Origin of the sequence: Dietzia sp. UCD-THP, from assembly GCF_000349585.1 — a bacterium.
Taxonomy (GTDB): Bacteria; Actinomycetota; Actinomycetes; order Mycobacteriales; family Mycobacteriaceae; genus Dietzia; species Dietzia natronolimnaea_A.
Genome location: NZ_KB714650.1, coordinates 183,809 through 201,862, shown reverse-complemented (window position 1 = coordinate 201,862; position 18,054 = coordinate 183,809). Strand labels below are relative to the sequence as shown.

Below are 18,054 nucleotides of genomic sequence, written 5' to 3'. Positions count from 1 at the left end.
CCCTGCGGGGTGCGGCCAGGGAAGGGGCAGTCGACGGCAATGAGTGTGCTCGATCAGGTGAACGGCCCCTCCGACCTCCGTGCACTCGGATCCGACGAGCTGGTCCGGCTCTGCGGTGAGATCAGGGAGTTCCTCATCCGGAAGGTCTCCGCCACGGGTGGGCACCTGGGGCCCAATCTCGGCGTGGTGGAACTGACGGTCGCGCTTCACCGGGTGTTCGACTCCCCGCGGGACCCCATCGTCTTCGATACCGGACACCAGTCGTACGTCCACAAGATCGTCACGGGCCGGAAGGACCAGTTCGACGGTCTCAGGACGCGCGGGGGCCTGTCCGGATATCCGTGCCGTGCGGAGAGTGAACACGACATCGTCGAGTCCTCGCACGCGACCTCGTCTCTCTCGTACGCCGACGGACTCGCCAAGGCGTACTCCCTCAGCGGCCAGGACGACCGGACCGTCGTCGCGGTGATCGGCGACGGAGCGATGACCGGGGGCATGGCCTGGGAGGCGCTGAACAACATCGCCGCCGGCAAGGACCGGCCCATGGTGATCGTCGTCAACGACAACGGCCGGTCGTACTCGCCCACGATCGGCGGACTGGCCGAGCGACTCGGGGTCCTGCGGCTCCAGCCCGCCTACGAGAAGGCGATGGACCACACCAAGCGCACGCTGGGCGCGCGCAAGGACCTCATCGGCAAGGCCGTGTACTCGATCCTGCACGGGATCAAGACGGGGCTCAAGGACGTGGTCTCCCCGCAGGAACTGTTCGCCGACCTGGGACTGAAGTACATGGGGCCCGTCGACGGGCACAATCTGGCGGCCACAGAATCGGCGTTGCGGTTGGCAAAGGACTTCGGAGGACCGGTGGTGGTCCACGTGGTGACACGCAAGGGGATGGGCTACGTCCACGCCGAGAACAACGTCGCCGACCAGATGCACGCGACCGGGGTCATCGACCCCGACACCGGCCGCCCGCTCTCGGCGTCGTCGTCAGTCGACTGGACGTCGGTCTTCTCCGAGGAACTGTGCGAGATCGGGGCGGAGCGCGACGACGTCGTGGCCATCACCGCGGCCATGGCCGGACCGACGGGGTTGACCGCCTTCGGTGACCGTTTCCCGGATCGCATGTTCGACGTGGGCATCGCCGAGCAGCACGCGATAGCCTCGGCCGCCGGCCTCGCGCTCGGTGGGCTGCACCCCGTGGTGGCCGTCTACTCCACGTTCCTCAACCGGGCGTTCGACCAGCTGCTGATGGACGTCGCCCTTCTCGGGCAACCGGTCACCCTGGTACTCGATCGCTCCGGGGTGACCGGCCCCGACGGTGCCAGCCACAACGGGATGTGGGACCTGTCCCTGACCGGGATCGTCCCGGGCGTGCGGGTGGCCGCACCGCGCGATGCCGAAACCCTCCGCGCGGAACTGCGTGAAGCGGTGGAGGTGACGGACGGCCCGACCGTGGTGCGGTTCCCCAAGGGGTCCGTCGGCGAGCCGCTGCCGGCGTTGGAGACGTCGTCGGACGGTGTGGACCGGGTGTTCGGGACCGGGGACGCCGACATCCTGGTGGTCGCGGTCGGGTCGATGGTCGCGCCGTCGACGGCGGCGGCGCGGGAACTCCGGGCCGAGGGGGTGTCGGTCGACGTGGTCGATCCGCGGTGGGTCTATCCCGTCCCGCAGTCGATCATCGACTCCGCCCGGGATCGTCGGCTCGTGGTGACGGTCGAGGACAACGGGATCCACGGCGGCGTCGGTTCGGCGGTCTCGGCGGTGTTGGAGCGCGCAGGGGTCAGGGTGGACCGACTGTCGCTCGGCCTCCCGCAGGAGTTCCTCGATCACGCCTCCCGTGGCGAGATCCTCTCCGACATCGGGTTGACCGCGGACGGGATCGCCGACGGGATCCGCCGCCGGCTCTACGACCGGGTCGAGAGCTGAGGGACGCCGGGCCTCAGCCGTCCGCTCGGAACCGGTGCACCGCCTCGAGCAGCGGCGTCTGCGTCAGGTCGATCTGCCATCGGCGGGCACCCTCGTCCCGGAGGACCCGGTGCAGCAGCTCCGCGTCGTCGCCCGGGTGGGTGGTGGCCGCCCGCCACGCCCACAGTCGTAGTGATGACGGCTTGAGCAGCAGGCCCTGGTCGATGCCGAGCTCACCGGCGAGCGACCCGATCGCCTCGCGAGCGGCATCCAGCAGCGCGGCCGCCTCCGGCTCCGTGCGCTTCCAGGTGGTGTGCGGAGGATGTTCGCCGCGCGGCGCCTGACGGGCGGGTAGGTCGCTACGCCCGAGCTCGGCGGCCCACTCCAACGCGGCCAGCCAGTCGTCGGCCAGTCGTCTGCGATGCGGACCCTCGAAACCCTCGATGGCCAGGAGGTCCGACCGGTTCGTCGGCGCGGTCCGGGCCGCCTCGATGATCGCCGCGTCCGTGAGCAACCTCTTGGGCGCGATGTCCCGCTCTGCGGCCACCCGGTCACGCGCCATCCACAACTCCCGCGCCCGGGCGAGTTGCCGAGCGTCACGAAGTGAGCTCAGGCGGTCCAGTCGACGCCATGGCTCCGGCGCGGTCGGAGCCGGACCGGAGTCGACGAGGTGTCGGCATTCCGCCTCGAACCAGTCGCGCCGACCGAGCTCGTCGAGGCGGGGGAGTACCGCGTCCGCCAGTTCGTGGAGGAACAACACGTCGTAGGCGGCGTAGTCGAGCCACGACGCGGGTAAGGGGCGTCGTGACCAGTCCGCCGCCGAGTGCGCTTTGGCCAACCCGATCCCCAGGTACTCGGAGATCATCGTGCCCAGGTTGACCCGCTCCAGGCCGAGGAATCGCCCGGCGAGTTCGGTGTCGATGACAGCGCTCGGGCTGATCCCGAGCCCACGGAGTGAGGGCAGGTCCTGGCTCGCGGCGTGCAGGAGCAGGGGGCGCTCGGAGAGGAGGCCGGCCAGCGGCCCGACCGTCCGACCCGGTGTCTCGGGGTCGACCAGCAGCGCGGGCCCGTCGGCCGGACGCAGCTGCAGCAGGAAAGCACGCTCGGAGTAGCGGATCCCTGACGCTCGTTCGACGTCCACCGCCACGGGTCCGGCGGAGGACGTGATTACGGAGGCGACCGACCGGAGGCCGGGGGCGTCGTCGACGAAGTCGTACTCGGCCGGGGGCGGTGGGGCCCCCGGCGGGGTCTCGCCGCGACGTCGGCCGCTCACGCCCGACGGGGCAGTGACGTCACACCGACCGGCGGGAGCCCGGCGGCGAGCGACAGGGTCTTGCAGAACGCGGCCGCGTGGCCGGTCAGGTCGGGGTCGAGCGCGGTCCACGATGCACGCAGCTCGAGCTGGTGGGCCTGCGGTGGCCCGGAGATGTCGCCGTAGCGCACCGAGGCGGTACTGGTGACGGTCCCGCCCAGTGACGTGTAGGGGCCGGCGTCCTCGTCGAGGGCCTCGGTGAGCCAGCTCCAGGCGACCCGGGGCAGCAGCGGATCACCGGCGAGCGAGGCCTCCATGTCGGCCTGGATGTAGGCGACCAGTCGGAGGGTGCCGTTCCACGCGTCGTCCCCGGAGGGGTCGTGGAGGAGGATCAGACGGCCGAAGGCGTCGCCGTCGGAGAACTCGGGCACATCGTCCCCGTTGGGCAGAATGATCTCCACGCCGAGCGCGTGACTGTACGGCGCCAGTCTCTGCGGCGGACGGATCGGGCCGACGGAGATCTCAGGGCGGACCTCGAGCCGGGACAGCGACTCGACCGCTTCCCGGAAGACCTCGGGCTCGCCGTCATTGACCGATGTGCTCACGGGACCTCACGCTAGCGACCGGCCGACGGCGGCCCGAGGAGGCGCGCCGTCCGCCACCGGGGCGGGGTGGACGGCCCCGGTGGCGGACTCATGGGACCATGGGGGTGTGCTGAACTCCGATGTGCCCTCGAATTCCAGGCTTGTTGACCCCCAGGGTGCCGGGCCGGCCACGGCTCGACGAGCCGGGACCGGACCCTACCTCGACGAAGTCAGGGGCACCGGCGCCGCCCACACCCCGGTGTGGTTCATGCGTCAGGCGGGACGCTCGCTCCCCGAGTACCGCGAGCTCAGGGCCGGGAGCACCATGCTCGAGGCCTGTTTCGACCCCGAGATGACCTGCGAGATCACGGTGCAGCCCGTCAGGCGACACGGGGTGGACGCCGCGATCTTCTTCTCCGACATCGTCATCCCGCTCGCGGCGGCGGGGGTGGACATCGACATCGTCCCGGGCACCGGGCCGGTGGTCGCCACGCCGATCCGTGACGAGGCCGGGGTCGCCGCCCTGCCCGACCTCACCCCGGACCGCCTCGAGAAGATCGGCGAGGCCGTCCGCCTGGTGATCGCCGAGCTCGACCCGCACGTCGCGCTCATCGGATTCGCCGGCGCCCCGTTCACCCTGGCCTCCTACCTCATCGAGGGAGGCCCCAGCCGCAACCACGAGCACACCAAGTCCCTGATGTACTCGCGACCCGATGTCTGGCACGCGTTGATGTCCAAGTTGGCGGATCTGACCACGGTGTTCCTGCGCGCGCAGATCGGCGCCGGGGTGGACGCGGTGCAGCTGTTCGACTCCTGGGCGGGGGCGCTGAGCCTGCGCGACTACCGTTCGATGGTGCTGCCGCATTCGGCCGGGATCTTCGCCGACGAGGTGATCTCCACCGTTCCCCGCACGCACTTCGGGGTGGGCACCGGGGAGTTGCTCGGCGCCATGGGGGAGGCCGGCCCGGAGGTGGTCGGGGTGGACTGGCGCATCCCGCTGGACGACGCCGCCGGGCGGGTGCCGGGGAAGGTGCTCCAGGGCAACCTCGACCCCGCCATGCTGTTCGCCGATCGTTCCGCTCTGGACTCCGAGGTCCGCCGGATTCTCGACGAGGGTTCGCGCGCGCGCGAGCTCGGCGCCCGCGGCCACGTGTTCAACCTGGGGCACGGGGTCCTGCCCGCCACCGACCCGGGCGCCGTGACCCACGTGGTGGAGCTGGTCCACGAACTGACCGGGAAGTAGGGATGGCGCCTCGTGTCGCGGTGATCGGTGCTGGCCTGAGCGGCCTCACCGCCGCCTATCAGCTCGCCCTCGACCTTCCCGACGCCCGGATCACGGTGCTCGAGGCGTCCGACATCCCGGGCGGGGCGCTGCACACGGTCGACTTCCCGTCCGGCCCCATGGAGCTCGGGGCCGAGGCCTTCATCGGCCGTCGCCCGGAAGCATCCGAGCTCGTCGCCGAGCTGGGGCTGACCGACGCCCTGCGGCATCCCGGCCCGCTCGGCCCGGCGATCCTCACCGGCGGCCGGCTGGTGTCGATGCCGGTCGGCACGGTCATGGGGCTGCCGTCCGACGTGGCCGCCCTGACCGGCGTCCTGACCCCCGCGGAGACGGACGTGGCCGCCCGCGAGAGGGACACCCCACTGGAGTGGGAGCCCGGCGGGGACGTCTCGCTGGGCCGTCTCGTCGCCGAGAGGTTCGGGGACGCGGTGGTCTCGCGACTCGTCGACCCCATGCTCGGCGGGGTGTACGCGGCTCCCAGTTCGGGGCTCGGACTGCGTCAGGTGGTCCCCGGGCTCGCCGAGGTGTTGGACCGGGGTGCCCCGTCGCTGACAGAGGCCGTCGGTCAGCTGGTGGGTGACCGCGTCCCGGGACCCGTGTTCGCCGCCCTCGACGGTGGATACAGGACACTCGTGGCGTCGCTGATCGAGGCCTCGGGGGCGCGGGTGCGCACCCAGGCCGCCTGCACCGCGATCCACCGCGAGCCCTCCGGCTACGCCCTGACGGTCACCGGTGAGCGCGGGTCTTGGGTCGAGGACGCCGACCTCGTCGTCGTCGCCGTCCCCGTCCCCCACGCCGCGCCGCTCCTGGCCGCGGCCGGTGGTGTGGACGACGCGGTGACCGGCCTGACCGGCATCCGGACGGCCTCGTCCGCGGTGGTGGCGATGGAGGTGGACAGGGGGCTGGACCTCCCCGGGTTGTCCGGCGTGTTGGTGGCCACCGACGAGCCGGTGCCGTTCAAGGCGATGACCTTCACCAGTCGCAAGTGGCCCCATCTCGACACCCGACCCGGCCACCTGGTGCGGGTGTCGTTCGGGCGGCTGGACGACGACGAGGTGCTCCTCGCCGACGACATCGCGCTCGCCCGGATGGCTGAATCCGCCCTGGCCGGGGTATGCGGATCCGCGCCGAGGATCCTGCACTCCCGCGTCCGGCGCTGGGAGGACTCCCTCGCTGAGATCGGGCCGGCGCACGCCGACCGGATCGCGGACGTGCGGGCCGGGCTGGCGGACCGGCTGCCCGGGGTGGAATTGGTCGGAGGGGCGACCGAGGGGGTCGGCGTGCCCGCGTGCATCGGTTCCGCGCGGGCCGCGGCCCGGCGGCTGGCGGCAGGGTGGCAGGATTGAGCCATGGCACGCCTCGACTACAAGAAGCTCAACTCGACCCTCCGGTACCTCATGTTCTCGGTCTTCACCGTGACCCCCGGGGAGCTGGGGGAGGACCGGGCCGCGGTCACCGCTGACCTCGAGCGGTTCCTCGCCCGGTTCGACGGCACGGACGTGGTGGTCCGCGGACTGTACGACGTCTCCGGGCTCCGGGCCGAGGCCGACTTCATGATCTGGACCCACGCCGAGCACATGGAGGATCTCCAGCGGTTCTACAACGAGTTCCGGCGCACCACCATCCTGGGTCGAGCCAGCACCGCCTACTGGTCCAACACCGCCCTGCACCGTCCCGCGGAGTTCAACAAGAGCCACATCCCGGCCTTCCTCGCCGAGGAGGAACCGGGCGCCTACATCTCCGTGTACCCGTTCGTCCGGTCCTACGAGTGGTATCTGCTCCCCGACGAGGAGCGTCGCCGGATCCTCGCCGAGCACGGGCGGGCCGCTCGCGAGTACCCGGACGTCCGCGCCAACACCGTGCCGTCCTTCTCGCTCGGCGACTACGAATGGCTCCTGGCCTTCGAGGCCCCGCAGCTGGATCGGATCGTCGACCTCATGCGCGTCATGCGCAGCACCGAGGCGCGCCGTCACGTGCGCGAGGAGATCCCGTTCTTCACCGGACCCCGGGTCAGCGCCGAGCAGCTCGCCACCTCGATGCCCTGATCAGTCCTCGGCGGGTTCGAGGGTCATGCTCACCGAGTTGATGCAGTACCTCAGATCGGTGGGGGTGGGGTAGCCCTCGCCCGAGAAGACATGCCCCAGGTGGCCGTGGCAGTTCGCGCACAGCACCTCGGTCCGGGTCATCCCGAGGGAGGTGTCCGTCCGCTCGATGACGGCCCCGCCGGCCAGGGGCGTGAAGAACGAGGGCCAGCCGCAGTGGGAGTCGAACTTGGCGTCACTGCGGAACAGCTCGGCCCCGCAGCCACGGCACCGGTAGACCCCTTTGGTCTTGGTGTCGGTGTACGCGCCGGTGTACGGCCGCTCGGTGCCCGCCCGGCGTAGGACCTGGTATTCCTCCGGGGTCAGCCTGCGGCGCCACTCGGCGTCGTCGAGGGTGAAGGAGGGGTGCGGAGTGCTGGAGGGGGTGTCGGTGCGCTCACTCATGTCCGCAGGCTACGCCGCGGCGGCGGCCGGTGCGATCCGCTCGTGTCGGCGCGGGTCCGTCCGCCGCCACAGCAGGATCGTCAGCACGGTGCAGAGCAGCAGCAGCCATCCGAGCGTGGGGTGGGCGAACTCCAGCAGACGCCCGTAGTACGGCCACCGCGCCGACTCCCAGAAGTCGAGTGTGAAGAACCCGTACGCCGCCAACCAGGCGGGCCAGTTGCGGACGAACGACTTGTCCAGCACCACGGTGAGCATGATGGGGATGAGCATCATCGAGTAGTACATCTGGCCGAGACTGGAGACCAGGAACACGCCGGTCAGGATGACCCCGGAGGTGGTGGCGAGCCACAACACCTCGTGGTTGTGCCGGTAGTCCAGCAGGAGATACACGGCCAGCAGGGTGGCCACCACGATGAGGATCCGGGCCACCAGGATGAGCGGCTCGGGGACGCCGTAGTACAGACCGAGCCCGGCGATGGAGCTGTTGTAGTAGTCGCGGACCTCGCTCATGTAGGGCGCGGTGACCTCGAGATACCGGCCGGCGTCCACGGTGAGCGCCCACCCCGCGGCCATCGCGGCGGCGGGGATCGCCAGGGCGGCCACGAAAGGCTGCCACTGTCGACGGATCAGGGGGAGGACCAACAGTGGCGCGAGCATCGGCTTGATCGCCAGTGACAGCCCCATCGCGACCCCGGCCCACCACAGTCGCCTGCGGTACAGCAGATAGAGGAAGGCCACCTGGCACAGGAAGATCACGCCGTTGACGTTCGTGAACACCAGGGTGTTGGTGACCGCCTCGGTACAGAACGCGCCCAGCAGGATCGCCGGGGCGGCGAACGACCGCACGTCGAGGTCGAACAATCGCATGAGGAGCCACAGTGCGGCGATGATCGCGGCGGTGTTGAGCAGGATGAACAACCACCGGGCCACCGTGTAGTTGTCGATCACGCCGAAGGGGGCCAGCAGGAACGTGCCGCTCGGGGCGTAGAGATAGTGCGGTTGAACCGTGAGCAGGTTCTCGCTGTAGACGGGTTCGCCCGCGAGGAAGCGCCTGGTCGCGGCGTAGACGGTACCGAAGTCGTTCGTGATGGATCCGTTGACGGCCTTGATGAGCACGCGATGGATCACTGTCATGATCGCCAACGGCCACAGGATCTGGTTCAACAGGCGGGGCACGGAGTCAGTGCTTCGGGTCGGCAACGGCACGGTGTGCAGGCTACCGGTCGGGGGTGCGTCCCTCTCGGAGGCGCCCCGGGTCAGGATGGGCAGGCCACAGATCGGTCGACGGTGGTCGGGTCGGCGAGGAAGTCCGAGAGGGTCGACCGGGCGCACGCCGAGTGGAGCACCACCCGCGATCCGGGAGCGCCCCAGGTGAGAATCCGGATGTCGCCCGCCCCGGCGCCGGTCAGCATGCCCGCGGTGGGTTCCAGGGCGGCGGCGCCGGCGACGGGGTCCGCGATCCCTCCCATGAGGAGCACGGGCACGGATCCGGGCAGCTCCACGGGCGTGCCTTGCGGGACGGGCCAGGTCGAACACGCTGAGAGCTGGGCGGCCAGGATCTCGCCGAAGGGTGGGGCGTCCGCCCACTCGGTGGCGAGCTCGGGTACTCGGTTGACCGGAACCCGCCTGGGCAGGTCCGAGCACTCCGCGACGTACGGCAGTGAGGAACTCCCCAACGCCTCTGCCCGGGCACGCACCAACGGCCCGGGAGCACCCACGCCGGGGTCCGTCCCCGCGATCTCACCGAGGATCTCGTCCCCGTCTGACGCCTGCTCGCCGGAGGCGCCGGACAGGTCGGCGAGTGCGGATCGGACCACGTCGGACAGGAGCGCGGCCGGCACGCGGGCCCCGGGATCTCTCGCGGCGTCGAGGGCGCGGGAGACGGCCTCGACCCTCTGCTCCCCGTCACCCGGGCCGCACTCGGTCCGAGTGCAGGACGCCGCCCACAGTCGCAACGCGGTATCGGAGCCGTCGAGCGCGGATCGTGCGGCGGTCTCCTGGTCGCCGTCCCACGGTGCGGGGGAGTCCAGGACCAGGAGCGACAACCGATCGGGGTGCGCCCCGGCGTAATCCAGGGCGGTGCGGGCGCCCGAGCCCAGGGCGAGCACCGCGAGCCCCGGCACATCCCACGACTGCCGCAGTTCCTCCAGATTCTCCGCCGCACCGACGGCTCCGAAGTCGAGTTCCCGCCCGGTGAGCTGGTCCGTGCAGGACTGTGCGGTCTGCGCGAGGTCACCGCGGAGCTCCGGCGCCCCGGGGTCCGTACCCCGCTCGGCGAGTCCGTCCAGGGTGCGGCGCGCCGCCGGGGTCAGGCAGGTCCCGGCGGGCCCGGTGCGTCCGATGTGGTCGACGATCACCAGCGGATGCGATCGCACGATCTCGCCACCTGCCGAGGCGAGCCTGATCGCGAGCGAGTCGGCGGGATCACCGGGGCCGGCCACCACGACCAGGGGGGCCGCGTCCTGCGGGGTGTCCCCGGTGGTGAGGCGGAGGACCGGGGTCTCCCCGAGCAGCGCGCAGTCGACCCGGGCGTTCTGGGGAAGCCCTCGGGTCCCGCCCTCCGCACAGGGGATCCACTGGAGCTCGGATCGGGGCGTCTCCCAGCTGGGCGGGGTGATGAGTCCCGCTTCGCTGTCGGGAGCGGGGGCGCGACCGGGCCCGTCGCCGGTGGCCAGTCGCGGACCCGAGGCGGGTAGGGGAGCACACCCGGCCACGCCCACGGCCACGACTGCCGCGAGTGCGGTGATCACCGCGCCGGTGGAACGGGCGGCACGTCTCCCGGTCAACGGCTGGCCTCGCCGACAACCCAGCGGGTGTACAGGCCCCCCAGGGGGCAGGAGAACGCCGAGACGACGCGCATCGGGACCCGGGTGTAGCCATGCTCGTGCCCCGGGGTGAGAGTCGAGTCGTCGCCACCGACGATCGCCTCCGGCGCCACCGACAGGACGAGATCGTCCACGGCACCTTCCGCGAGAAGCTCCCCGAGGAGTCGGGGGCCACCCTCGAAGTCCACCTCGGCGGCGTGGAGGCGGGATGCCAGCGCACGGACCGCGGCTCCGGTCGGGCCCGGGTCGAGAACATGGACCGTCACGCCCCGTGCCCGCGCGACCCCGACGAGCCGGGGGTCCGTCTCGTGCGCCGCCGCGATCTGCATCCTGTCGTCGGTGTCTGCGCAGAGGTCGATCAGCTCATCCGGAAGGGACCTCGTGAGTACCAGAATGATGGGCGCGGGCCCCGTCCGTCTGTCCGCCCAGACCGGGCTCACCTCGGCGGGGCCGTAGTCCTCGGCCACGGCCGTACCGGAACCCACCAGGACGAGATCGGCGCGGGCCCTCATGGCGTCGTAGACCAGGCGGTCGGTGGGCGTTCCCAGGCCCCCACTCCGGCCGTCGACGGTCGTGGTGCCGTCGACGGAGGCGATCATGACGGCACGGATCACCGGGGCCGCGGTCGGGCTCTCCGGCCGGAGCGCGGCCCAGATCGCGTCGAGCGACGCCGGGTCGTCGCCGATCGCTGGTGGTCGTGTCGACAGCACCTGGGGCTCCTTCCGTTCTTCACCTCTGTCGCCCCACGATAGGCTCATCGCATGGTCTCCCGCCTCGTTGACGTCACTCCAGTGGTCCCTGCCGACCAACTCGTGGCGCAGATGGTCCCGCCGTCGATGTTCGACGACGTGAGTTTCGATTCCTACATCCCCGACCCTGCCGAGCCCTCGCAGGAGGCCGCTGTCACCGCGTGTCGGCGATTCGCGGAGTCGGTGGTGGCCCGTCGCACCCCGAAGAAGGGACTGTTCGGGCGTCGGCCCAAGTCGGCGGAGGGTGCGGGGATCTACCTCGACGGTGGCTTCGGGGTGGGCAAGACCCACCTGTTGACCTCGATCTATCACACGTGTCCCGAACCGAAGGCGTTCGGCACGTTCGTCGAGCTCACGCACGTCGTGGGTGCATTGGGCTTCAACCGGGCGGTCGAGGAGCTGTCCGGGCACTCCGTCCTGTGCATCGACGAGTTCGAGCTCGACGATCCCGGTGACACCATGCTGGTGTCCCGGCTGCTCGCGGAACTCACGACGGCGGGGGTCAGCGTCGCCGCGACCTCTAACACCCTCCCCGAGCAGCTCGGAGAGGGGCGTTTCGCGGCCAAGGACTTCATGCGCGAGATCCGCAAGATGTCGGGGATCTTCGAGTCGATCCGGGTCGACGGCCCGGACTACCGGCATCGCAACCTGCCTCCGGCGCCGGACCCGATGTCCGACGAGGCACTCGAGTCGGACGCCGAGGCGGAACCCGGGGCGACGCTGGACGACTTCGACGCGCTCTGCGGGCACCTGGCCACCCTCCACCCGTCCAAGTACAACCGCCTCGTCGACGGGGTGACCAGGGTGTGCCTCCGGGACGTCGTCCCGCTGCCGGACCAGGCCATCGCACTGCGCCTGGTCGTCCTGGCGGACCGCCTCTACGACGCCGGTATCCCCGTCCGTAACTCGGGGCAGAAGCTGGACGCGATCTTCACTGATGAAATGCTCGCCGGCGGCTACCGGAAGAAGTACCTCCGGGCCACGTCCCGGCTCCTCGCTCTGTCACGCTTCGAGACGGTCGGCGGCTGAGCCGGGCTCGAGAATGTCCGTACCGGCAGTCCACCCATCCGGCCCACCCTGGCCCATCGCACACAGTGGTCGCTGGACCGGACGTTCCAGGACGACGTCGAGGTTCCGCACGCCCCCGACCATGAAGTCGCGGTGTCCCCGCCTCTCGAAACCGCTCCGGGCGTAGAAGGCGAGCGCTCTCGAGTTCGCCACGTTCGTCGCCAGCCACAGACTCCGCGCCCCGGAGTCCTGTGCGAGCCGTATCACCACGTCGAGGAGCCGACCGGCTTCGCCGCTGCCGTGCAGGCACGGGTGCAGATAGAACTTGCTGACCCCCACGGTCGGGCGGCTCGAGATCACCCGCGCGCAGGACTCGTCCATCGCGGTGCCCTCGATCAGCAGGGCGTAGGCCAGGACGTCGCCATCGGGCCCGACACCGGCGAGGAGTCGATGGGTCGGGTCTTCCAGGTAACCGCGGAACGAGGCGGGCCCGAGACTGTCGCGCACGAACGCCTCCACCGAGGCTCGGGGCAGGTCGCGCGGACACGCGAGCGGGAAGGTCAGCCCGGCCAGGGCCGAGAGGCCGTCGACATCGGTCGCCAGCGCCGGTCGGATCGTGAGCGTCATCGTCGACAAGGCTAGACTCCGCCCGGCCCGAACCGGTAGCGCGCCCGCCAGGATTCCGCCGGCCCGGATCTGCGCGACGCCACGGTGAAAGCACGACGCCCCGGCGGGAAACCGGGGCGTCGTGTCGTGGTGCGCGATACTGGGATTGAACCAGTGACCTCTTCCGTGTCAGGGAAGCGCTCTCCCGCTGAGCTAATCGCGCGGGACTCACCAACCGGATCGCTCCGGCGTGGAGGTGGAGACGGGAATCGAACCCGTGTTGACGGCTTTGCAGGCCGCTGCCTCACCACTCGGCCACTCCACCGAAAAGGTATCGAGCCCGGTGAGGACTCCTGGCTCCTCGATCCCTCCGAGCGGATGACGGGATTCGAACCCGCGACCCTCACCTTGGCAAGGTGATGCGCTACCAGCTGCGCCACATCCGCACTGCTCCCCGGCGTGCTGTTGCTCGCCGCGTTGCGAGAATGAACATTAGCCGACGGCGATCTTGGAACACAAATCGGGGGATAAATACCGCTTCCCACCAGCGCCGACCATCCGTTCCGGCCGATCGCCACCCGGTACAGTCCGGAAGCAGGCCGCGCCCCGCCGCCACCCAGCCGCGGCGCCCACCACCGACGGCGGCCCCGAATTGGGGCCGCCGGATCGGCTTGCTACAGTGTGGCGGTGCCGATCGAGAGATCGGGCCACGTACGGTCCTATAGCTCAGTGGAAGAGCGCTCCGTTCACACCGGAGAGGTCACTGGTTCGAACCCAGTTAGGACCACACTTCGCCTACAGGTACAGCCCCCGCCCCGGTATCCGGGACACGGGGGCTGTATTCGTGTCCACCGACTCGGCGGCGGGCGCCCTGTCCGATACGTCTGCAGTGCGGTCTCGCTATGGCGTGTGCCGATCCACCAGGACGGGCAGACGACGTCTGACCAGATGTCTATGCGCATGGCGGCTACAACGGTTCGAGGCGGTCTGGGATCCCGGGAGCCGCCGGGTAGCATGAACCGGCCCAGGTCCGACACCGGAGTTGGGCGCCGCATCACGGGTGGCCGAGGGCCGCCCGTCGTCCACTGCCGAGGAGATCGCCCCCCGTGTCCGAGAACCGCATGCCGGAAGCCGACGTCGACGCAACGGATGCGGGCACCGTGACCACCACCGTCATTCCGGCGGGGGAGCCGGCGGGCAAGATCCTCACCGAGCGGGAACTCCAGTCGAGGAGCGGCCCCGAGACCATCGTGGTGGTGCGCGACTCCACAGGTGCGCTCCGTGACCTGTCATGGGCGCCCGAGGCCGACACCGAGGTCGAGCTCGTCCGCGCCGACACCGAGGACGGCAGGTCCGTCATCAGGCACTCCTGTGCCCACGTCCTGGCGCAGGCCGTGCAGGACAGGTTCCCCGAGGCGAAGCTGGGAATCGGCCCGCCGATCGAGAACGGCTTTTACTACGACTTCGACGTGGCCGAACCGTTCACCCCCGAGGACCTCAAGGACCTCGAGAAGCGAATGAAGAAGATCATCAAGTCGGGCCAGCGGTTCTCCCGGCGCGAGTACGCCTCGCTGGACGAGGCCCGCGCCGAGCTCGCGGGCGAGCCCTACAAGCTCGAGCTGGTCGAGGACAAGGGCCGCGCCGACTCCGGTGACGCAGGGGGCGCCGAGGCGCTCGCGGACGCGGAGATCATGGAGGTCGGGGCGGGAGCGCTGACCGCGTACGACAACCTCAATCCGCGGACCGGTGAGGTGATCTGGTCGGACCTGTGCCGGGGGCCCCACACGCCGACCACCAAGTTCATCCCCGCGTTCACCCTCACCCGTTCCTCCGCGGCGTACTGGCGCGGGGACCAGAAGAACGCCGGCCTCCAGCGCATCTACGGCACGGCGTGGGAGAGCACGGAGGCGATGGACGCCTACCTCGATCGCCTCGCCGAGGCGGAGAAGAGGGACCACCGCCGGCTGGGCACCGAGCTCGACCTGTTCAGCTTCCCGGACGAGATCGGTTCGGGGTTCCCGGTGTTCCACCCGCGCGGCGGGATCATCCGCAACGAGATGGAACAGCACTCCCTGCGCCGCCACCTCGCGGCCGGATACTCACTGGTCAACACGCCCCACGTGACCAAGGGGGACCTCTTCCGCAAGTCCCAGCACCTGAGCTGGTACTCGGAGGGGATGTTCCCCCCCATGGTGCTCGACGCGGAGTACGACGCCGAGGGCAACGAGACCAAGCCGGGCCAGGACTATTACGTCAAGCCCATGAACTGCCCCATGCACAACCTGGTCTTCGACTCCCGCGGCCGCTCGTACCGCGAACTACCACTGCGGATGTTCGAGTTCGGCACGGTCTACCGCTACGAGAAGTCCGGCGTCATCCACGGCCTCACCCGCGCACGCGGATTCACCCAGGACGACGCCCACATCTACTGCACCGAGGACCAGATGGAGGGCGAGATCGCCTCCGTCCTGTCCTTCATCATCTCGCTGCTGCGCGACTACGGACTCGAGGACTTCTACCTCGAGCTGTCCACCAAGGACCCCGAGAAGTACGTCGGGGGCGACGAGATCTGGGAGCGGGCCACCGAGACGCTCCGTCGGGTCGCCACCAACTCGGGCCTCGAACTGGTTCCGGATCCGGGCGGGGCGGCGTTCTACGGCCCCAAGATCTCGGTCCAGGCGCGGGATGCGATCGGCCGTACCTGGCAGATGTCCACCGTGCAGCTCGACTTCAACCTGCCCGAGCTGTTCGATCTCACCTACAACGCCGCCGACGGCACCAAGAAGCGTCCCGTCATGATCCACCGGGCCCTCTTCGGTTCGATCGAGCGGTTCTTCGCCGTCCTGCTCGAGCACTACGCGGGGATGTTCCCGGCGTGGCTGGCCCCCGTGCAGGTGGTCGGGATCCCCGTGGCGGAGGCCCACGAGAAGCACCTCGAGGACGTGATCGACGAGCTCCGGGGCCGGGGGATCCGCGCCGAGCTCGACCTGGCTGACGAGCGGATGCAGAAGAAGATCCGCACACACACGACCGGCAAGGTGCCGTTCATGCTGTTGGCCGGCGACCGGGACGTGGAGGCGGGGGCGGTGAGCTTCCGGTTCCCCGACGGCACCCAATTGAACGGGGTCTCGCGAACCGCCGCGATGGACAAGATCGGCTACTGGATCAACTCGCGGCGCAATGACGTGCCCACCGCGGAGCGGGTGTGACGCCCCGGGAGCCGACCCGGTCGGAAGGCTACCGCCAGTACGGGGCGGGGGAGGACCGCCTCCAGCGGCTGTGGACCCCGTACCGCATGTCCTACATCGCGGAGTCGGCCCCCCCGCCCGTCGAGGGTATGACCGGGGAGCCGTTCCTCGACATCCCCCGGATGAGTGACGAGGACGGCCTGGTGGTCGCCCGCGGCGCGGCTGTCTATGTGGTGCTCAACCTGTACCCCTACAACCCGGGGCACGCCATGGTGGTGCCGTACCGCAAGGTGGCCGAACTGGAGGATCTCGACGACGACGAGTCGCGCGAACTCATGTCCTACACGCAGCACCTCATCCGGGTCATCAAAGCGGTCTCGCGTCCGGATTCCTTCAACGTGGGGCTCAATCTGGGGAGCGCTGCGGGGGGATCGCTGTCCGACCATCTCCACCAGCATGTCGTGCCGCGCTGGATCGGGGACGCCAACTTCATTACCGTGACCGGCGACACCAAGGTGCTGCCGCAGCTGCTCCGCCAGACCCGACAGCTCCTGGCCGAGGCGTGGTCGACGGTGCCCGGTCCCGACCACACCTGATTCGGGGGAAGAGATGCTCAGCGAGTTCGGAAGGTCGGGCGTCACCAAGGTGGCGCACCCCTTCGCGGCGTTCCTGGTCCGGATCGGGGTCACGGCCAACGGCATCACCCTGACCGGGCTCATCCTGACCTGCGCGGCGGCTGTCGTCCTCTTCGGCAACGGCCATCTGGTCGCCGGGGCGATCGTGATCGCCCTGTGCACCCTGCTGGACCTGGTCGACGGCGCGGTCGCCCGGGCGGGAGACGGGGGGTCCCCGTACGGCGCACTGGTCGACGCGGTCTCGGACCGGGTGGCGGACGGCGTCATACTCGCCTCCCTGCTGTGGTGGCTCGTGGACGCGCACCCCGACGACAAGTACGCACTCGGCATGCTGCTGGCCTGCCTCGTGCTCTCGCAGGTGGTCTCCTATTCCAAGGCGCGTGCGGACGCCGGCGGTCTGCGCACGCCCGGTGGCCTCATGGAACGCGCCGACCGTCTGGTGTTGATCCTCCTCGGCGCCGGGCTGGAGGGACTGGGGGTGCCCTGGGCCCTCGCGATCGCGCTCACGGTGGTGGCGGTCGGCAGCCTCGTCACCGTCATCCAACGGGTGTGGGGCGGGCGGGCCGACTACCTCGGGCGGCCCGACCGGCTCGGGTCACCGTCGGCGGGCGACCTGTGACCCGCACGGGCCAGCGCCTCTCGGACCTCGGATACGCCGCGGGGTGGGCTGTGGTCCGCGCGCTTCCCGAACCGGTGGCGCGAGCCCTGTTCCGGGCAGGCGCGGATCTCGCCGCCCGACGTCAGGGCGAGGACTCCCAACTACGCAGGAACCTGGCGCGGGTCCTCGGCGTCGAGCCGGCGCAGGTTCCGGACGACCTCGTCCGGGACTCCTTCCGGTCCTACGCCCGCTACTGGCGCGAGGCGTTCCGACTCCCGTCGATGGACCGCGAGGCGGTGGCCCGCGAGATGGATCGGACCATCGAGGGCGTCGAGCATCTCGATGCGGCGCTCGCCGGGGGCCGCGGCGTGATCGTGGCCCTCCCGCACTCGGCCAACTGGGATCTCGGCGGGACCTGGTTGGCCCGCCGGTACGGCACCTTCGCGACGGTCGCGGAGAGGTTGGAGCCGGAATCGCTCTACCAGCGTTTCCTGGCGTACCGGGAGAGCCTGGGCTTCACCATCTATCCGCACACCGGTGGTCCGACGCCTCCGTTCGAGGCGCTGCGCGAGTTCCTCACCGGGGGCGGGATCGTGTGCCTGCCCGGCGAGCGCGACCTGCGACACACCGGTGTCCCCGTCACCTTCTTCGGTGAGACCACCCGAATGCCCGCCGGGGCCGCCAGGCTCGCGGTCGAGACCGGGGCCCCGCTCCTGGTGGCGCAGTTCTGGTACCCCGACGAGGAGACGATGCGCGTGCGGATCACCCCGCCCGTGGACGTCTCCGGGGGCGTCGAGGCGGGCGTCCAGGCGATGGCCGACCTGTTCGCCGAGGGGATAGCCCGTCACCCGGCGGACTGGCACATGCTCCAACCCCTCTGGCTGGCCGACCTGTCCGCCGACCGTCGCGCACGGATCGAGGGTTGATCGACCC

General features: G+C 70.3%; 16 protein-coding genes and 4 tRNA genes. 10 read left to right on the top strand and 10 right to left on the bottom strand.

Going from position 1 to position 18,054, the window contains the following annotated elements:
* Window positions 1-39: 39 nt before the first annotated feature.
* Complete coding sequence (dxs, locus tag H483_RS29465) at window positions 40-1,929, top strand: 1-deoxy-D-xylulose-5-phosphate synthase (protein WP_017836899.1); 1,890 nt, start codon at window positions 40-42, stop codon at window positions 1,927-1,929.
* 13 nt (window positions 1,930-1,942) lie between these two features.
* On the opposite strand, the gene H483_RS29460 is transcribed toward dxs, so the two are convergent.
* Entirely contained in the window at window positions 1,943-3,181 is a 1,239-nt protein-coding gene (locus H483_RS29460; RefSeq protein ID WP_017836898.1) for an HRDC domain-containing protein, read from the bottom strand.
* Window positions 3,178-3,765: a DUF3000 domain-containing protein gene (locus H483_RS29455; protein WP_017836897.1), complete on the bottom strand. Its 588-nt coding sequence runs from the start codon at window positions 3,763-3,765 to the stop codon at window positions 3,178-3,180. The genes H483_RS29460 and H483_RS29455 overlap by 4 nt, the downstream gene beginning before the upstream one ends.
* Before the next feature lie 106 nt (window positions 3,766-3,871).
* Here H483_RS29455 and hemE point away from each other — a divergent pair, with 106 nt between their 5' ends.
* Genes hemE through hemQ form a run of 3 tightly spaced genes read left to right on the top strand, consistent with a single transcriptional unit; the run spans window position 3,872 to window position 7,071 of the window.
* Window positions 3,872-4,987, top strand: a complete 1,116-nt coding sequence (hemE, locus tag H483_RS29450; protein ID WP_017836896.1) for a uroporphyrinogen decarboxylase — start codon at window positions 3,872-3,874, stop codon at window positions 4,985-4,987.
* 2 nt (window positions 4,988-4,989) lie between these two features.
* Window positions 4,990-6,372 (top strand): FAD-dependent oxidoreductase, encoded by a 1,383-nt coding sequence (locus tag H483_RS29445; protein ID WP_017836895.1) that lies wholly within the window; start codon window positions 4,990-4,992, stop codon window positions 6,370-6,372.
* A gap of 3 nt (window positions 6,373-6,375) precedes the next feature.
* Window positions 6,376-7,071, top strand: a complete 696-nt coding sequence (gene hemQ / locus H483_RS29440; protein ID WP_017836894.1) for a hydrogen peroxide-dependent heme synthase — start codon at window positions 6,376-6,378, stop codon at window positions 7,069-7,071.
* Here hemQ and msrB read toward each other — a convergent pair whose 3' ends face one another.
* Genes msrB through H483_RS29420 form a run of 4 tightly spaced genes read right to left on the bottom strand, consistent with a single transcriptional unit; the run spans window position 7,072 to window position 11,047 of the window.
* Window positions 7,072-7,512, bottom strand: coding sequence for a peptide-methionine (R)-S-oxide reductase MsrB (msrB, locus tag H483_RS29435; protein WP_017836893.1), 441 nt, complete (start codon window positions 7,510-7,512; stop codon window positions 7,072-7,074). It abuts the gene before it with no gap.
* Window positions 7,513-7,521: 9 nt separating this feature from the next.
* Window positions 7,522-8,718 (bottom strand): glycosyltransferase family 87 protein, encoded by a 1,197-nt coding sequence (locus tag H483_RS29430; protein ID WP_238556290.1) that lies wholly within the window; start codon window positions 8,716-8,718, stop codon window positions 7,522-7,524.
* Window positions 8,719-8,768: 50 nt separating this feature from the next.
* Window positions 8,769-10,298 carry an alpha/beta hydrolase gene (locus H483_RS29425; RefSeq protein WP_152427951.1) on the bottom strand — a complete coding sequence of 510 codons (1,530 nt, stop codon included), beginning with the start codon at window positions 10,296-10,298 and terminating at the stop codon, window positions 8,769-8,771.
* Window positions 10,295-11,047, bottom strand: coding sequence for a dihydrofolate reductase family protein (locus tag H483_RS29420; RefSeq protein ID WP_017836890.1), 753 nt, complete (start codon window positions 11,045-11,047; stop codon window positions 10,295-10,297). Before H483_RS29420 ends, H483_RS29425 begins: the two co-directional genes overlap by 4 nt.
* Before the next feature lie 51 nt (window positions 11,048-11,098).
* Here H483_RS29420 and zapE point away from each other — a divergent pair, with 51 nt between their 5' ends.
* Window positions 11,099-12,115, top strand: a complete 1,017-nt coding sequence (gene zapE / locus H483_RS29415; RefSeq protein WP_017836889.1) for a cell division protein ZapE — start codon at window positions 11,099-11,101, stop codon at window positions 12,113-12,115.
* On the opposite strand, the gene H483_RS29410 is transcribed toward zapE, so the two are convergent.
* The 4 genes from H483_RS29410 to H483_RS29395 form a co-directional block, all read right to left on the bottom strand.
* Window positions 12,089-12,721 (bottom strand): GNAT family N-acetyltransferase, encoded by a 633-nt coding sequence (locus H483_RS29410; protein ID WP_017836888.1) that lies wholly within the window; start codon window positions 12,719-12,721, stop codon window positions 12,089-12,091. The genes zapE and H483_RS29410 overlap by 27 nt on opposite strands.
* 127 nt (window positions 12,722-12,848) lie before the next feature.
* Window positions 12,849-12,923: transfer RNA gene (locus H483_RS29405), tRNA-Val, on the bottom strand.
* Window positions 12,924-12,951: 28 nt separating this feature from the next.
* Window positions 12,952-13,025: transfer RNA gene (locus tag H483_RS29400), tRNA-Cys, on the bottom strand.
* Window positions 13,026-13,073: 48 nt separating this feature from the next.
* Window positions 13,074-13,146 (bottom strand) — tRNA-Gly (locus tag H483_RS29395).
* A 269-nt stretch (window positions 13,147-13,415) separates the two neighbouring features.
* On the opposite strand from H483_RS29395, the gene H483_RS29390 reads away from it, so the two are divergent.
* The 5 genes from H483_RS29390 (at window position 13,416) to H483_RS29370 (ending at window position 18,047) form a co-directional block, all read left to right on the top strand.
* Window positions 13,416-13,487, top strand: a tRNA-Val gene (locus H483_RS29390).
* 334 nt (window positions 13,488-13,821) lie between these two features.
* Window positions 13,822-15,909, top strand: a complete 2,088-nt coding sequence (gene thrS, locus H483_RS29385) for a threonine--tRNA ligase (RefSeq protein WP_031264873.1) — start codon at window positions 13,822-13,824, stop codon at window positions 15,907-15,909.
* Complete coding sequence (locus tag H483_RS29380) at window positions 15,906-16,484, top strand: HIT domain-containing protein (RefSeq protein ID WP_017836886.1); 579 nt, start codon at window positions 15,906-15,908, stop codon at window positions 16,482-16,484. The genes thrS and H483_RS29380 overlap by 4 nt, the downstream gene beginning before the upstream one ends.
* Window positions 16,485-16,497: 13 nt before the next feature.
* Window positions 16,498-17,142 carry a phosphatidylinositol phosphate synthase gene (pgsA, locus tag H483_RS29375; RefSeq protein WP_017836885.1) on the top strand — a complete coding sequence of 215 codons (645 nt, stop codon included), beginning with the start codon at window positions 16,498-16,500 and terminating at the stop codon, window positions 17,140-17,142.
* Complete coding sequence (locus tag H483_RS29370; protein ID WP_017836884.1) at window positions 17,139-18,047, top strand: phosphatidylinositol mannoside acyltransferase; 909 nt, start codon at window positions 17,139-17,141, stop codon at window positions 18,045-18,047. Before pgsA ends, H483_RS29370 begins: the two co-directional genes overlap by 4 nt.
* Window positions 18,048-18,054: the final 7 nt, after the last annotated feature.

What these genes read in the sequence shown, in the direction of transcription:
- dxs (WP_017836899.1), top strand. Translation starts at nt 40, where the DNA reads ATGAGTGTGCTCGATCAGGTGAACGGCCCCTCCGACCTCCGTGCACTC.
- H483_RS29445 (WP_017836895.1), top strand. Translation starts at nt 4,990, where the DNA reads ATGGCGCCTCGTGTCGCGGTGATCGGTGCTGGCCTGAGCGGCCTCACC.
- hemQ (WP_017836894.1), top strand. Translation starts at nt 6,376, where the DNA reads ATGGCACGCCTCGACTACAAGAAGCTCAACTCGACCCTCCGGTACCTC.
- msrB (WP_017836893.1), bottom strand. Translation starts at nt 7,512, where the DNA reads ATGAGTGAGCGCACCGACACCCCCTCCAGCACTCCGCACCCCTCCTTC.
- zapE (WP_017836889.1), top strand. Translation starts at nt 11,099, where the DNA reads ATGGTCTCCCGCCTCGTTGACGTCACTCCAGTGGTCCCTGCCGACCAA.
- H483_RS29410 (WP_017836888.1), bottom strand. Translation starts at nt 12,721, where the DNA reads ATGACGCTCACGATCCGACCGGCGCTGGCGACCGATGTCGACGGCCTC.
- thrS (WP_031264873.1), top strand. Translation starts at nt 13,822, where the DNA reads ATGCCGGAAGCCGACGTCGACGCAACGGATGCGGGCACCGTGACCACC.
- pgsA (WP_017836885.1), top strand. Translation starts at nt 16,498, where the DNA reads ATGCTCAGCGAGTTCGGAAGGTCGGGCGTCACCAAGGTGGCGCACCCC.